This is a genomic window from Actinoplanes sp. NPDC049668 (assembly GCF_044465445.1).
In the GTDB taxonomy this organism is placed as follows: domain Bacteria; phylum Actinomycetota; class Actinomycetes; order Mycobacteriales; family Micromonosporaceae; genus Actinoplanes.
Window position 1 is genome coordinate 82297 of sequence record NZ_JBITLR010000010.1, and the last position, 15437, is coordinate 97733.

The 15437-nt window shown below is 71.0% G+C and carries 9 protein-coding genes; 7 read left to right on the top strand and 2 right to left on the bottom strand.

Annotated elements, in window-relative coordinates; translation table 11 throughout:
- The first annotated feature begins 567 nt into the window (after nucleotides 1–567).
- Genes ACIBSW_RS36315 through ACIBSW_RS36325 form a run of 3 tightly spaced genes read left to right on the top strand, consistent with a single transcriptional unit; the run spans nucleotide 568 to nucleotide 4521 of the window.
- Complete coding sequence (locus tag ACIBSW_RS36315; protein WP_354722312.1) at nucleotides 568–2847, top strand: bifunctional diguanylate cyclase/phosphodiesterase; 2280 nt, start codon at nucleotides 568–570, stop codon at nucleotides 2845–2847.
- The gene (locus ACIBSW_RS36320) at nucleotides 2844–4103 is read left to right on the top strand and encodes a glycosyltransferase 87 family protein (RefSeq protein WP_354722311.1); all 1260 of its coding nucleotides are present in this window, start codon (nucleotides 2844–2846) and stop codon (nucleotides 4101–4103) included. The genes ACIBSW_RS36315 and ACIBSW_RS36320 overlap by 4 nt, the downstream gene beginning before the upstream one ends.
- A gap of 1 nt (nucleotide 4104) precedes the next feature.
- The gene (locus tag ACIBSW_RS36325) at nucleotides 4105–4521 is read left to right on the top strand and encodes a zf-TFIIB domain-containing protein (RefSeq protein WP_404799570.1); all 417 of its coding nucleotides are present in this window, start codon (nucleotides 4105–4107) and stop codon (nucleotides 4519–4521) included.
- Nucleotides 4522–4582: 61 nt separating this feature from the next.
- On the opposite strand, the gene ACIBSW_RS36330 is transcribed toward ACIBSW_RS36325, so the two are convergent.
- On the bottom strand, nucleotides 4583–5815 hold the full coding sequence (locus tag ACIBSW_RS36330) for an SUKH-3 domain-containing protein (protein WP_354722310.1): 1233 nt from the start codon (nucleotides 5813–5815) through the stop codon (nucleotides 4583–4585).
- 135 nt (nucleotides 5816–5950) lie between these two features.
- Between ACIBSW_RS36330 and ACIBSW_RS36335 the strand changes: the two genes are divergently transcribed.
- Genes ACIBSW_RS36335 through ACIBSW_RS36350 form a run of 4 tightly spaced genes read left to right on the top strand, consistent with a single transcriptional unit; the run spans nucleotide 5951 to nucleotide 13965 of the window.
- Nucleotides 5951–6364, top strand: a complete 414-nt coding sequence (locus ACIBSW_RS36335; protein WP_354722309.1) for a YbaB/EbfC family nucleoid-associated protein — start codon at nucleotides 5951–5953, stop codon at nucleotides 6362–6364.
- On the top strand, nucleotides 6357–6692 hold the full coding sequence (locus tag ACIBSW_RS36340) for a hypothetical protein (RefSeq protein ID WP_354722308.1): 336 nt from the start codon (nucleotides 6357–6359) through the stop codon (nucleotides 6690–6692). The genes ACIBSW_RS36335 and ACIBSW_RS36340 overlap by 8 nt, the downstream gene beginning before the upstream one ends.
- Nucleotides 6689–13633 (top strand): toxin glutamine deamidase domain-containing protein, encoded by a 6945-nt coding sequence (locus ACIBSW_RS36345; protein WP_404799571.1) that lies wholly within the window; start codon nucleotides 6689–6691, stop codon nucleotides 13631–13633. The genes ACIBSW_RS36340 and ACIBSW_RS36345 overlap by 4 nt, the downstream gene beginning before the upstream one ends.
- On the top strand, nucleotides 13630–13965 hold the full coding sequence (locus ACIBSW_RS36350; protein WP_354730448.1) for a hypothetical protein: 336 nt from the start codon (nucleotides 13630–13632) through the stop codon (nucleotides 13963–13965). The genes ACIBSW_RS36345 and ACIBSW_RS36350 overlap by 4 nt, the downstream gene beginning before the upstream one ends.
- On the opposite strand, the gene dnaB is transcribed toward ACIBSW_RS36350, so the two are convergent.
- The gene (gene dnaB / locus ACIBSW_RS36355; RefSeq protein ID WP_354730450.1) at nucleotides 13962–15401 is read right to left on the bottom strand and encodes a replicative DNA helicase; all 1440 of its coding nucleotides are present in this window, start codon (nucleotides 15399–15401) and stop codon (nucleotides 13962–13964) included. The genes ACIBSW_RS36350 and dnaB overlap by 4 nt on opposite strands.
- Between the last annotated feature and the right edge of the window lie 36 nt (nucleotides 15402–15437).

Below are 15437 nucleotides of genomic sequence, written 5' to 3' on the forward strand. Positions count from 1 at the left end.
AGCCGAATAGTCGCGGAGCGTTGTTATTCCGTCACTCATTCGGCATAAAGCCGTCAGATACTCGCATTTCGTGAAACGAGCGACAAATTATTCTTCCTAACTGACTGCCCTCTTCCTACGCTGTTGTCGTCAAGTGAGGGGCGGAACCGCGGGGGATCTGTCGCACAAGTTGACCTTCGGTTTGAGAACGCCATTTCACGAGATGGGAGACGCACGATGCGCGAAGTCGACTGGACCTGAGCCGGACCACCAAACCGACTACTCCGAGACGACAAAGCATTGACAGCCCGTACGGCCAGCGGGTCACCATGGGGTCATGGGACGTCCGCAGTGAACGACGCGAAGACCGACAGGCAGCTCCGGCTGTATGTCGGTCTAGTCGCGTCTGGAGGGCTCCTCTGCCTGTTCTGGGCCGGGGTCTCCGCGACCGCGGTGTCGCCCGGCAAGCTCCTCTACCTTGCGGCACTGACCGTAATCATTGCCGCGGCCGGCAGCCCGCTGATCGAGTTGCGGATCCGGTCGGAAAACCGTTCTTTCTCGTCCACTTCGGGCTCGATCCTCATCGCCGTGGCCACCGTCCCGCTGCCGTGGGTGGTCCTCTGCACCGCCGCCGGGGTGCTGGCCTCGAAGATGTTCCTCCGCGACCCGATGAAGGTCACCTTCAACGTCGCGAAGGACACGGTCGCCGCCACCGTCGCCGCTGTCGTCGCGTACCAGCTGCACGTGCGACCGGCCACCGACCTCTCCTTCACGGTGCCCTCGCTACGGCAGCTCGCGATCGGCCTGGTCCTGGCGGCGATCGCATACGCCATCGTCGACGAGGTCCTCGGCACCACTGTGATGGCGCTGGCCACCCGCTCACCCTGGCTGCAGGCCTCCGGGCGGAACTGGGACGTGATGGCGACCGTACGGCTGATCAACGTCGGCCTCGCCATGCTCGTCACGCTCGTGGTGGCGCAGGAGGAGCTGTTCATCGTCGCCATGGTGCCCGCGGTGTTCGCACTCCAGTTCGCGACGAAGAACCGGATCCGCCAGCGCGCCGACCAGGAGGCCTGGGCCCGGCTCGCCTCCAGCACCGATCGCCTCAACGTCACCGAGCTCACCTCGGTGCTGCACGCCGCGGTCACCCGTGCCCCCGGACTGTTCTCCGCCGACGAGGCGGAGGTCGAGCTCCGGGACCTGCAGCCGCCCTGGCTGGTCCGCGGCTCGGCCGGCCGCGTCGGCTACGAGGGCCCGGCCGAAACCGCGCCCGCCCGCGCGGGCTCCGTCATCGAGGCGCCGCTCGAAGGCCCCGACGCGGAGGCGGCCGGCGTGCTGCGCCTGCACTTCCGCAAGCCGGTCAGGCTCAGCGACTCCGAGCACAACAAGCTGCGGATCTTCGCCTCGTCGCTGTACACGGCCATCCGCAACGCCCGGGCGTACGCGGAGCTGACCCGGATCAACGCCGAGAACGCCTACGCGGCCGCGCACGATCCGCTCACCGGCCTGGCCAACCGCCGCGAGCTGCTGGAACAGGCGACCGAGGTCTTCCGGACCCGGAAGGCCGACGGCATGTGCGCGATGCTGCTGATCGACCTCAACCACTTCAAGGAGGTCAACGACACCCTCGGGCACGGCGCGGGCGACGAGGTGCTGCGCGAGGTCGCGAAGCGGCTCGAGGAGTCGGCAAGCCCCGGCGACCTGGTCGCCCGGCTCGGCGGCGACGAGTTCGCGGTGCTCTTCACCGGCCTGCCGGCCCCCGCGGTCGCCACCCACCGGGCCGAGGCGATGCTCGTCGACCTGGAACGCAACATCGTGGTCGACGGCATGCAGCTCACCGTCGAGGCCGCCGGCGGCATCGCCATGGCCCCGGCCAGCGGCGGCGTGCAGGAGCTGATGCGCCGCGCCGACGTGGCCATGTACCAGGCGAAACGCAGCGGTCAGCGCACCGCGATCTACGCGCACGCCCGCGACACCGCGGACGTCGGCCGGCTGATGCTCGGCGGCGAGCTGTCCCGCGCCGTCGCCGAGCACGAGTTCGTTGTCGACTTCCAGCCCATCGTCGACCTCGGCAGCGGGGAAGTGATCTCCGCCGAGGCGCTGGCCCGCTGGCACCACCCCGAGCACGGCAGCCTGAGCCCGATGCAGTTCCTCGAGACCGTCGAGCGGTCCGGTCAGCTGCCCGCGTTCGCCGACGCGGTGCTGGAGCAGTCGCTCACCGCGTACCGGATGTGGCGCGAAGCGGGTTTTGATCTGCCCGTCGCCGTCAACGTCGCGCCGCGCAGCCTGCTGGACGAGACGTTTCCCAGCGCCGTGCTGTCCCGGCTCGCCGGCCACGGCGTCGCGGCGGACCGGCTGGTGCTGGAGCTGGCCGAGACGCTCACGCTCAGTCAGCTCGAGGTGGTCGACCGGGCGCTGAGCGAGCTGCGGAACGCCGGCGTCCGGCTGGCCCTGGACGACTTCGGCACCGGGGTGTCGTCGCTGTCGGTGCTGTCCCGCGTCCAGGTGCATCAGCTCAAGATCGATCGTGATTTCGTCACCTCGGTGGAGACCTCGTCCGAGGCCGCCGCCGTCATCCGCTCGACCGTCGACCTCGCGCGCAGCCTGCACCTGACCGTCGTCGCCGAGGGCGTCGAGAGCGAGCCGCAGCGGCGCGCGCTCTGGGAGCTCGGCTGCGTCGCGGGCCAGGGCCACCTCTTCGCCCGGCCGATGTCCTCCGGGCGGCTGCTCGCCGCCCTGCAACGCGGCTCGGGCGGGCGCCCGGGCGCGCTCGGTGACGTTCTGCACAACGCGGGTTCGGTAGTCCGGATGCCGCACCGCAGGTCACCGGGGCATGGCAGATCCGCTCTGCCACACTTGCCCGCGTGACCCTGCTAGCGCGACTCGACCGGGCCCGCGGTGGCCTCGCCGCCGACGCCGCGCTGTACGGCCTCGCCGCGGCCTTCGCCCTGGTCACCGCGCTGACCTCGACCCTGCCGTCGCACCGGGCCTGGGGTGCCTGGGCGGTGTTGCCCTATCTCGTCGCGCTCTCGGTCGTGGTGGTGCAGCTGGTGCTGCGGCGGCCGCGGTGGCGGATGGGGCTGACCTGGGCGGCGTGGTGCGGCGCCGTGCTCCTTCCGTTGATCGTCCAGGCGGTGCAGCGCGCCGCCGGGCACGGTGGCCGGGCGCAGGAGGAGGTGCACGTCGTCGAGCAGATGGGCGAGCGGCTGGCGAGCACCGGTACCCCGTACCTCGGGCCGGACGCGATCGCCGCGCTGCCGGCGGACGACCGGTTGCTCGGCTACGCGCCGTACCAGCCGGGCATGGCCGTCTTCGGCCTGCCGAGGGCGATGCTCGGCGACGCCTGGTTCACCGACGCGCGGGTCTGGTTCGCGGTCGCGACGGCGGCGACGCTGGTGGCGGCCGGGTGGCTGCTCGCCGGTCGGGCCCGGCCGGCGCCCGCGAGCCTGGTCCGGGCCGTGCAGTTCGCCACCGTGCTGCCCATCTGCGCGCTGACCCTGGCCACCGGGGGTGACGATCTCCCGGTGCTCGCCCTGGCGCTGCTCGCCCTGGCCTGCTGCGCGACCGGCCGCTACGGCGCCGCGGGTCTCGCGGTCGGCGCGGCCGCCGCGCTCAAGCTGTTCGCCCTGCCGATCGTCGTCGTCCTCGCGGTCCTCGCGATCGTCACCGGCAACGGCCGCCGCTTCCTGCCGGGCGCGCTCGGCCTGCCCGTGCTCGCCCTGGTGCCGGCCTTCCTCGTCGACGCCGACGCGTTCGTGGAGAACGTGATCCGCTTCCCGCTCGGCCATGGCCTCGTCACCAGCCCCGCCCAGTCGCCGTTCCCCGGCTACCTGATCTCCCAGGCGGTGCCGGGCGGCCGGTACGTCGCGGTCGCGCTGCTGGTCGCGGTCGCCCTCGCGATCGCCGTACTGCTGATCCGGCGGCCGCCGCGCACGGCGGCGACCGCGGCGCTCTTCTGCGGGTACGGCCTGCTCGCCGCGATCCTGCTGATGCCGACCACCCGCTTCGGCTACCTCCTGTACCCGCTCGCGCTGCTGGTCTGGGCGCCCGCGCTCGCCGAGGCACTCAGCAGATCCACAGGAACAGCGCCACCGCGGAGTGACCCGGCCTTGTACCGTTTGTGAAATGCAGATGACCTGTCCGAAGTGTCACGGCGAGATGCGGGTTTACGAGCGCAGCGGCGTCACGGTCGACCAGTGCACCGAGTGCCGTGGGATCTTCCTCGACCGCGGTGAGCTGGAGAAGCTCTTCGAGGCCGAGGCCAACTGGAACAGCCGGCAGGCGCCCGCGGCGCCACGCCCGGCTCAGGCCCCGCAGCCCGGTGGCTACGCCGCGCCGCCCCCGCCGCCGCCCGCGCACGGCGGTGGCTACGCGGCCCCGCCGCCGCCCGGCTACGGCCAGCCGGCCTACCCGGCCGCCGCGCCGTACGGCGCGCACCAGCCGCACGGCGGCGGATACCACGGCCACTACCGCCAGCAGGGCTACCACGGCCACTACCGCGGCCGAAAGAAGAAGAGCTTCCTGAACGAGCTGTTCGACTGAGCACCCGGCGACCCGACCCGGGACCTGGATAAACCCAGCGTCCCGGGTGGGTCATGCCGTGCTACCAGGTGCCGTCGTCCCGGACCCGTTCCGCGGGCCCGTCCCCGGTCAGCAGGCTCAGCACGGCCTGGTCCAGGGTCTCGCCGAGGAACCACTCGCCGCCCTGGTCCAGCGCGAAGACCCGGCCGCGCTCGTCGATCGCCACGATCGCGTCGCCCTTGGCCTCGACACCGAGAGGGAACAGCGCGGCCCCGATCACCTCGGCGAACTCGCCCAGCACGTCCGCCGAGTGCGCCGCCGCGGCCGGCTCCAGGTTCAGCCAACGGACCCACCGGTGCACGCCCGGCCCCCGCAGCCCGCAGAAGATCCCCGGGAACGACATGATCGCCTCCCGCGCCGCCGGGAACGCGCGGTGCCGGAAGCGCCGGCCGGGAACGCTCACCACGTCGTCGATCAGGCCGTCGGCGAGCACCTCGGCGACCACCTGCTGCATCGGCCGCCAGCCCGCGTCCGCGAGCGCGCCGGCCACATGATCGGGGAAGCGGCCCGGCTGCGCGATGTTCTCCGAGTACGGCCGGAACGGCTCGACGAACGCGAGCTGCGACCACGGCAGCAGCGCGAAGTCGACCAGGACCGTGATGCACGATTCGCACGGCCGGGCGGCCGTCCCGCCTAGCGGATCGCCCTGGTCACGGACGAGGAAGGCCTCGAACTCGGCGGTACGCAGCCAGGTGCGCGCCTCGTCCAGCGTCATCGGCGCATCGCGCCGGCGGTCCGCCTCGTACAGCGCGTCCGAGAGCACGATCAGCTCGGCGTGGCGTTCGGTGCCGCGTACCGTATCGGCCGGCTCGAGCGCGGCCAGCCGGGCCGCGACCAGCGGATGATGGTCGATCTCCTGGTCGCCCTTCGCACCCCGGGCGATGAAGAGGTGCCCGTCGGCGGTCAGGTGCGCGGCCGTGGTCGGCGCCGGCCGGCGCCGCGCGTTGCGCCGCAGCTCGACCTCGGGATCGACCGTCCGGCGCCGCGCGGCCACCGCGGCCCGGTGAGTGCGGTACAGCTCGGCGATCACACTCGCCGGGACACCCGGGTACGTGGACAGCGCGCCGGTCGCGCGGTCGATGACCGTTCGGGCTCCATCGCCCGGTGTCGGCAGCTCCGTCGGCGGCTGCCTGGTCCACACCACGAAGCCGAGGTCGAACTCGGAGACCTCGGGCGTGCACTCGTACCCGCGGCGCTCGGATTCACCCCGCGCCCAGCCGGCTGCTATCTCCTCGGCTTCCTCCCGCGTGATCATCAGACCCCCTGTCAACGCGATCTGGTTGCGCGCTGAAACTACCGGACCACGCCGCGTGGCGCCGCCCGGTAGTGTCACCACGATCGATGGTTCGGTTGCTGGGTTCGGTTGCTGGGGAGGACGACCATGGCGGACATGGCGGACCGCGATGCCAACCACGCGCTGCGGGCGCGCCTCGACGACGTCTACGGCCAGTACCACCGGCTGCGGTCCGGAATGGACGACATGCAGCGCCAGCTCGCCGAGCTGCGGGTCAGCGCCGAGTCCGACGACGGCCTGATCCTCGCGACCGTCGGCCCCCGCGGCGAACTCCTGGACCTGCGCCTGGACCCCCGCATCTACCGCGACCTGGACGCCGACGCACTCGCCCGCAAGATCGTCGCGACGGTGGAGCGCGCGGCCGCGAAGACGTCGGCACAGGTCGAGGAGCTGGTCGCCGGCTGCCTGCCGGCCGACTCGGGCCCGATGCGCTACGTCCGGGACAACGACTTCGGCTCGCTGCTGCGCCGCCAGGACGCGATCATGCGCGAGGCGGACCGCGATGCCTGACCCGGACCTCTGGCTCGACCCCGACCGGGCGGCTAGCGGCGGGCGCGACCTGGCCGCGGCCGGCAAGCACCTCACCCGGCAGCGGACCGGCGCCGGCGCCGACCTGGCCGGGCTCAGCGCCGCCCGCCCGTGGGGCACCGACGACATCGGACAGGCCTTCGAAAACAACTACCGCCCGATCGAGCAGCAGGTGCTCGAGGCCTGGGAGAAGCTCGGCGGCTACGTCGAGGGCCTGGGCGACGCGGTGGCCGAGGCCGTGCGCGAGGCCACCCAGACGGACCAAAATGCATCGGTACGGGTGGAACGGGCGTACAGGAAACGCTCGTGAGCGTCCTGCCCAGCCCGATACCCCACCCGCTGGACTACTGCCCGTTCGACGTGCCGCAATGGGCGTACGAGGCGCTCGAGTGGGTGGTCGGCTTCGACTGGCCGGAGGGCAACGAGAAGACCACCTGGGACGTCGCCGACCGCTGGTACGCGATCGCCGGCCTGCTGGCGGAGCCCCGCGGCGAGGCACACGACGCGGCCGCGCAGGTGCTGTCGGCGTATGGCGGCACCGGCGCGCAGGCCTTCCGCGGCGCCTGGCAGCAGCTCGCGGCCGACGAGGACGCGCCGCTCAACTCGCTGCTGGCGATCGCCGACGAGCTGGGGAAACTCGTCGAGGAGTGCGGCTGCGACATCGAGGGCGCCAAGCTCGAGGCCTGGATCGAGATCGGGCTGTTCCTGATCGAGCTGATCGGCATGGCCGTCGCGGTGGCCCTGACGCTGGGCGCGGCGTCGCCGGCGGCGGGCGGGCTCATCGCGGCGACCCGGATCGCCATCCAGCAGATCTTCAAGCGCCTGGTCGAGCAGATGAGCAAGAAGGCGATCAAGAAGACGCTGAAGGAGGCCGGGGAGCGGGCGACCCGGCAGCTCACCAGCAAGGCCGGCCTCCGGCAGCTCGGCCGGGAAGGGCTGCGGGAGGGGCTGGACGAGGCCCGGGAGGAGTTCGCCACCAGCGGCGGGATCCAGCTCTATCAGAACTCGACCGGGCGGGCCGACGGGATCGACGCCCGGGACCTGGGCATGTCCGCCGCCGCCGGGTTCGGTGGGGGAGTCGCGGCGAGCGGGGCCGGGATCGGGCGTGGGCGACACCATGGGGTGACCCGCGGGGTCGGCGCCGAGGTGCTGGGGGAGTTCGGCGGGGCGGCGGTCGTCGGTGACCTGCCGGATCTCGAGAGCGTGGCGAAGTCGGCCAGCTCGGGGGCCGGTGGCGCGGTGGTGGGCGGAGCGTCGACGGGGATCGCCGACGGGCTGGCCGACCGGGTCGGCGATCTGAAGGTGCCCGCCTCGTCCACTGTGCCGTCTGCCCTCGCCGGACCTGGGGCGGGAGCGGTTGACGCCGGCGCCGGGGCGGTGCCCGTTTCGGCAGATGGTGCGGTTACGGCGCCTGGGGCGTCGGTAATTTCTTCAGATCCCGCGTCGGGTGCGCTGCCGGGCGCTTCGGGTGGGTCTGCGGGCGGGAACCACGCCGGCTCCGGAATCTCGCCGGCGGGTGCCGACGGGTCCGGCTTGCCGGGTTCGGCGCCGCCGCAGGATTCCCTTGCCGGACTCTCCTCGGGATCGGCCGGGGCCCCGCCGACCGCTGGTGGTCCGATCAACTCCGCCCCGTCGGTCGCCGACCCGTTGTCCGCCGAACCATCCACAGCCGGACCCACCACAGCCGGGCCCATGCCGCCCGGACCCACCATCGCCGGATCGGCGCCAGCCGAACCATCCACAACCGGGCCCACACCACCCGGACCCACCATCGCCGCATCGGCGCCAGCCGAACCATCCACAACCGGGCCCACACCACCCGGACCCACCATCGCCGCATCGGCGCCAGCCGGACCCGCCGTTGCAGGGCCTTCGGGATCTGGGCTGGGCGGTCCTGGGAGTTCGGGAGTTGCGCTCAGCCCCTGGTCGCCGTTCGGGACCGACTCGAACCACACGCCGCCCGCGGTCGGTGGGCTCGGCGCCGGCACGGTTCCGGTGCGGGCCGAACCCGGTGGTGCCGCTCCCCCGCGATCACCGCACGGTTGGGCGCCCGATGGGCACGGCGGGCCGCGGTACGGTGCTGCGGACGTACCGTCATCGGAATCGGACCCGGCGGTCCTCCTCGCCGGCCCGCCCGGTGGTAGGGGGTCCGCGCCGGAGGCCGCGGGGGTTTCGCCCGAGGTGGACGGATATCTCCGGCATGCGCGGGAGCTGCGCCAGGCCCACGCGCGAGCGCGGCGAACCGACGCCCTCGAGTATTTCGAGGGGAAAGCGGAGAGTGCGCGTCAACGGGCGCGAAGGGCGCGGCGATCCGCCCGGGTGGCGCGGTTCCTGAAGCTCAACCCGACCATGGCGGCCTACTTCAGGGCCGGTGTCGATCTGGCGATCGCGGATGCCGAGCGGGCCGACGCACAGGTAGCGGCCCTGCGGGACCCGAACTGGGTGCCATCGCCGGGTTCGTCGGTCGAGATCGCGCCGCACGAGTGGCACCGCGCCAACGAGGATCGCGGTCAGCTCGCGCTCGGCGGCCTGGCGGCCGGCGACCGGTCGATGCTCACCGACAGCGACCATCCGCCGCCCATCGACCGGACCAGACGGTACGGGTCCTGGGCCGGCCTGCGCCCGCCGCTCGCCCGGCACCAGGCCGAGCTCGAGGACGCCATGCCACGGGACGCGAACGGCGGCCCGATGCGGCTCGCGGATCCACGGGCGCCGTACTTCCGGCTGGTGAACGACGGCGGGCCGCAGGCCGATCCGACGCGCGGCATCAATTGCCAGGATTGCGTGCTGTCGTTCTTCGACACCTACCTGCACGGCCGGCCGCGGGTCTCGGCGCCCCGGACCTTCGACGCATACAGCGAGGGCGACCCGCAAAGGCCGATGTACGGCGAGGAGATCGGGCTGGAGCGGGTGGAGCACGCCACCGGCGGCCGGCTCCAGTCGCTGTGCCCGACCGTGGCCGGCGAGGAACCGGCCGTGGCGCGGCAGCGGATCGACCGGGCGCTGGCGGACGTGTCGGACCAGTTGCTGGCCGGCGGGCACGGCTCGTTCGCGTTCCTGGTGAACGCCTGGGAGGGCGGCTCCGCGCACTCCTGGGCCGCGGTGAACCAGAACGGCGAGATCCTGTTCGTCGACCCGCAGTCGGGCCTGGTGACCGAGTCGCAGCCGCTGTACGGCCACCGCGGATGGCCGGATCCCGGCAACGTGGTGGCCGTGGACGCGCTGGTCGTGAACGGCCAGGGCATCCCGATGCCGTTCCCGGACCGCCCGGACGGGGCGTGGCGGCCGCAGCGGACGACGCTGCCGCCTCCGCCGCCGCGGCCGACGCCGATCTACTACTCGGCGGCGTACCGGGCAGAGCCGGTCTCGGACCCTTCGCCGGCCGACCGGCTGGCCCACGCCGAGCCGCCCGAGCCACACCCGCCGCCGGAGCCAAACCCGCTGCCCGAGCCCGTGCCGCGCCCCGAACCGATCCCGCCGGAGCCGGCTCCCCGCCCCCGCCGCCCGATTCCGTCGCCGCGGCAGCCGGTCGACCGGATCGCGGAGGCCCTCGAGCCGAGGCCGGCCCCGGTCGACCGCAGCGCCGAGCCACTCGCGCCCCGGAACCCGTCACGGTCCGATACCGCGCTCGAACGGGCCTTCGGACCCAGGCCGCCTACCGAGGACGGGCGCGCGGGGCGAGCCGAGCGACTGCGACGGGCCGGACACGACGCCTGGGAACGCCGCTCGTACCGCGGATACCTGGACCACGCCAGGACGACCCACGAGGAGAACCGGCGCGCCGACTACGCCGACTACCTGCTGCGGATCGCCGACGACCGGCGCGCGCGGGTGCTCGAACTCGGCCGGCAGGCGGACGCCGCCCTTGCCGCCGGACCCACCATCCAGGGCGAGCACCTGCGCACCGAGGCGCGGCTCACCAGCGAGGACGCCGCGGCGTTGGAGACCCGGGCCGAGTCGGTGCTCGCCGGGGATCTCGCACCCGTCCGCATCGAGGTCGAGCCCGCCGACTGGATCAGGATCAACGACGACGTCGGCACCATGGCGGTCGGCGCGGTCGAGACCGGCGACCGTTCCGCCCTGACCGGCACCGACATCCCGCCGCCGATCGAGCACCGCCGGCCGTACGACAGACGGGGCGGCCTGCGGGCGCCGCTGGCCGTACACCAGCGTGACCTGGAAAATGCCATGCCGCGAGAGGCGGACGGCACGGTGTCGCGACTGGCCGATCCGCGGATCGGCCAATGGTTCGCGCTGGCGAACGACGGCGGACCACAGGCGGACCCCACCCGCGGCATCAACTGCGTGGACGGCGTGCTGTCGCTGTTCGACACCTACCTGCATGGGCGCCCGCGGGTATCGGCGCCACGAACCTTCGACTCGTACGCACAGGGCGATCCGAGCAGGCCGCTGGGTGCGGAGGAGGGCGGCCTGGCGCGGATCGAAGACACGGTGGGCGGCGAGTTCCAGGGGCTGTGCCCGTACGTCGGCGGCCTGAGCCACCGGCAGGCCGAGCAGGCGGTCGACACGGCCATGACCAACCTGCACAACCATCTGTACAACACGGGCCACGGCGCGTTCGCCTTCATCGTGACGGACTCCGAAGGGGGAACGGCGCACGCCTGGGCGGCGGTCAACCAGGGCGGCACGATCCTGTTCCTGGATCCACAGACCGGACGCCTGTCGCAGGACACGCCCCTCTACACCCACACCGGCCGAAGGAACGACGGCAACGTCGTCTCGATGGACGCGGTCGTCGTCAACGGCCGTGGCGAGCCGGCACCCCTGCCCTACCACCGGCCGGGCCTGTGGAGCCGCTCACCCCTGGCACCGACCGGCGCCGGGCCGGCGATCATCCCCGAGGATCGCCTGGCCATCGAGGCGGCGGTTCGGGCGGTGGAACCCGTGGCGGAGCGACTGTCCGCCCAACTTCACCGGGTCGTCACGGAATTGAATGCCGGCGGCGGTCACGGAGCCATGGAAGTGGTGCACGAGGAACATCGGGTCAAGACGGCCGACTCCCTGGCGCGTACGTTCGCCGTCGAGTCGGAGTTCGAGGTGCTCGACGTCTCCGAGTTCCTGCAGGGGGTGAAGGACCGCGTCCGGTTCTCCGTGCGGTTGAGCGAGGAGGGATACGTCGACGCCGTCGAATCGGTGCTCGGAAGGCTCGGGGAGCTGGGTCTTCAGACCGACCGAATCGTCAACTTCTGGGGCGCCGGCGGCCGCCACAACGGACTGAACGTCACGTTGCGGGACGCCACCGGGTTCCCGTTCGAGCTGCAGTTTCCGACCGCACTCTCGCTGAGCATCAGCGATGACACCCATGCCCTCTACGAGACCCTGCGCCTGAAGCAGGAGCCGGCCCGGCTTCGGGTGGACGCCTTCCTGCGGATGCTGGCGATGAACAGGGAAAGGGACGTGGCGGCGCACCAGCCGGAGGGGCTGGACCGGCTGCCGATAGACAAGACGGTGGACACGACCCTCGCGCGATTCATCGCCGACGAACCCGCCGCATGGGGAACGTATGCTCGGGATCTCGATCGGCGGGGAATGTCCGTCGAGGAGGCGCTCAGCCGATACGGCCTGGCCTACGACGAAGTACTCCCTGGCACCAGATCGGATGACGGAGATGGCCGACGAGGAATTCGACTATCAGGCGGTACTGAAGTCCGACGAGTCGGGCGCGGTGACCAGCCTGATCGCCTACCAGGCTCGGCTGGACGCCCCGTTCCAGGCGGTGATCTGGAGCGCACCCCGGAAGGCCTGGATCTACGCCCCGGCGCTGGCGGTCCCGATGCTGTACGACGACAAGTACCAGGACCGGACGCAGGTGATCGATCGGGCGACGGCGGAACGGATCGCCCGGGAGACGCTGGACACGGAACTGCCGAGCAACGCGACTCTGCTGACGATGTGCGAGGAGGGCGAACGGATGGGCTGGCAGTTCGGCCCACCCCGGACAGGCTCACCGCGGCTCTGAGCGCCGATGTCTTCGGCACCAGTAGATCGGAACTGGACGATGACCGGCACGGAGTTTACTTATCGGACGATCCTGAAGTCGGACGAGTCGGGCTCGATAACGAGCATGGTGGCCCACCACATCGGCGCAGCTCGCCCCCTCCGGGCGGTCCTGTGGAGCGTCCCTCGGAAGACATGGAGCTACGCACCGGGCCTGGCGGTTCGCTTCACCAACGACGACCAACTGCAGGACCGGATCCAGGTGGTCGACCGTCCGACGGCGGAACGGATCGCACGGGACGTGCTGCAGGCCGACCTTCCGACCGAGGCGAATCTGATGAGGATGTGCAAGGAGGGCGAACGGATGGGCTGGGCGTTCGGCCCGCCCCGGGCGCAACGCCAGAGGCGGAAGGGCGTGCCAATCCCTCGCGTGCCAGGGATCTCGTCCGGCGCGCGCGTGAAGGGAACATACGTGACGCCGAGCAGCGCACGCTTGATGCGCTCACCGTCAACCAGCGAGAGGCGCTGCGTGCCGCATTCGCCGAGGCCCAGGTGGTAGCCGACCGCGAGCTGCTCCGTATGCGCGAACTTGTGGCCTCGCTGCACAGCGACAACGGGCCGCACCGACCTGAAGTCGTCGACGAGGGCTACCGGGTCAAGACACTTGAGTCACTTGCGCGAAAGTTCCAGGAGCGTGAGGCCCTTCGCGCCGTCAGCGTGACCGAGTTCCTCGAAACGGCCAACGACCGCGTCAGGTTCTCCATCGCTCTTCCGGAGCGCGGCTACGGTCGAACGGTCGAGGACGCGCTCGGGTGGCTGCGGCGGAACGGCTATGAAGTTCTTGAGGTAGCCAGCTTCTGGGGCAACGGCAAGGGTCGCCATAACGGTCTGAATGTCACCTTGCGCAACGAGGACGGGTTCCGAATGGAACTTCAGTTCCCCACCAGGAAATCCCGGGAGGTCGGCAAGGAAACTCACTACCTCTACGAGATAGTTCGATTGCAAACGAATGAAGTCTCCGGCCCTGACCGCATTGAGGCATTCTTCGCCATCCTGGCTCTCAACAAGTTCGCCGAGATGGCTCGACACCTGCCGGACGGCCTCGATCTGATTCACGGACTGACCGAGGTGGACACATCTTTCAGACGCTGGATCACTCCGAAACGGATGCCGTGGCTAGAATATCTCGACACCCTGGAGGAAAGAGACACCACCCTCGTCAGGGAGCTTGAGACATGGGCTCTGGATGTCTCGGACGTTCCCGGCTTAGAAGGGCTGGATACCGGGCCATGAGTGAGCCGGAACTCTCCTATCAGGCGTTCCTGAAGTCGAAGGACTCGACAGAGGTGACCAGTCTGATCGCCTACTGGACACACGATCGCGGGCGGCTGCGAGCGGTGATGTGGCATGCGAGCCGGAAGGAATGGATCTCGGCACCGAGTCTCGCCGCCGGGATCCTGTTCGACGACGCATACACGGACGAAGCCCGATCGGTCGATCGGGCGACGGCGGAGACGATGGCCCGGGTGTTCTTGCACTCGACCCTCCCGACCAGCGAGGAGCTTCAGGAACTGGCCGAGGAGGGCGAGCGGATGGGCTGGGAGTTCGGACCGCCCCGGACCTAGACGATCGCCATGTCGACGAAGCGGGACAGGTGCAGCTGGGCCGCCACCGTGACCGTGTCCGTCGGGCCGTTTCGGTGCTTGGCCACGATGAAGTCCGCCTCGCCGGCCCGCGGTGACTCCTTGTCGTAGTAATCGTCGCGGTGCAGCAGGATCACCACGTCGGCGTCCTGCTCGATCGAGCCGGACTCACGCAGGTCGGAGAGCTGAGGTCGCTTGTCCGTGCGCTGCTCCGGGCCACGGTTCAGCTGGCTCACCGCGATCACCGGACACTCGACCTCCTTGGCCAGCAGCTTCAGGCCTCGGGACAGCTCCGCGACCTCCTGCTGGCGGCTCTCCGTCTTCTTCGGCGACGACATCAGCTGGAGGTAGTCGACCACGATCAGCTTCAGGTTGTGGCGCTGCTTGAGGCGGCGGGCCTTCGCCCGGATCTCCATCAGGTTCATGCTCGGGGTGTCGTCGACGAAGATCGGGGCCTCGCTGATCTCGCCCATCCGGCGGGCCAGCTTGGTCCAGTCGTCGTCGGAGAGCTGGCCCGAGCGCAGGACGTGCAGGGGGACGCGGGCCTCCGCCGACAGGAGCCGCATCACGATCTCGATCTTGCTCATTTCCAGGGAGAAGATGGCGCTGGCGCAGTTGGACCGGATGGCCGCGTTGCGGGCGAAGTCCATCGACGCGGTCGACTTGCCGAGGCCGGGGCGGCCGGCCACGATGATCAGCTGGCCGGCGTGCAGGCCGTTGAGCAGGCGGTCCAGGTCGGAGAAGCCGGTCGGGACGCCGGTCATCATGCCGTTGGTCGCGCCGACCGCCTCGATCTCGTCCAGCGTCGGCTGGAGCATGTCGGCCAGGACCGCGAAGTCCTCGCTGACCCGGCGCTCGGTCACGTCGTAAACGGCCTGCTGTGCCAGGTCGACGATGTCGTCGACGTCCATGCCGCCGTTGCCGCCCGTGCCGTAGCCGAGCTGGGTGATCCTGGTGCCTGCCTCGACGAGGCGGCGCAGCACCGCGCGCTCGGAGACGATGCGGGCGTAGTAGGCGGCGTTGGCCGCGGTCGGCACGCTCTCGATGAGGGTGTGCAGGTAGGGCACGCCGCCGATGCGCTGCAGGTCGCCCGAGTCGGAGAGCGCCGCCGCGACGGTGACGCCGTCGGCCGGCTCGCCTCGCCCGTACAGCTCGAGGATGGTGTCGAAGACGGTCGCGTGGACCGGGCGGTAGAAGTCGTGCGACTTGAGGATCTCGACGACGTCGGCGATGGCGTCCTTGGAGAGCAGCATGCCGCCGAGCACGCTCTGCTCGGCCGCGATGTCCTGCGGTGGGGACTTGTCGAAGCCGCCGTTCTGCGGTGGAACACCTGCTCCGGGTGGGCGGCCACCGGGGGGCCTGTCCCCTGGTGATGGCTGCGGCCGGGACTCCGGTCGTGCGTCGTCGGTGATCGACATGCCGACCTACCCCTTCATCGTCGTTCTACCGTGATC

Bases quoted from the DNA above. Each gene is read 5' to 3' on its own strand.
- dnaB (WP_354730450.1), bottom strand. From the start codon at position 15,401: ATGTCGATCACCGACGACGCACGACCGGAGTCCCGGCCGCAGCCATCA.
- ACIBSW_RS36350 (WP_354730448.1), top strand. From the start codon at position 13,630: ATGAGTGAGCCGGAACTCTCCTATCAGGCGTTCCTGAAGTCGAAGGAC.
- ACIBSW_RS36330 (WP_354722310.1), bottom strand. From the start codon at position 5,815: ATGATCACGCGGGAGGAAGCCGAGGAGATAGCAGCCGGCTGGGCGCGG.
- ACIBSW_RS36335 (WP_354722309.1), top strand. From the start codon at position 5,951: ATGGCGGACCGCGATGCCAACCACGCGCTGCGGGCGCGCCTCGACGAC.
- ACIBSW_RS36325 (WP_404799570.1), top strand. From the start codon at position 4,105: ATGCAGATGACCTGTCCGAAGTGTCACGGCGAGATGCGGGTTTACGAG.
- ACIBSW_RS36340 (WP_354722308.1), top strand. From the start codon at position 6,357: ATGCCTGACCCGGACCTCTGGCTCGACCCCGACCGGGCGGCTAGCGGC.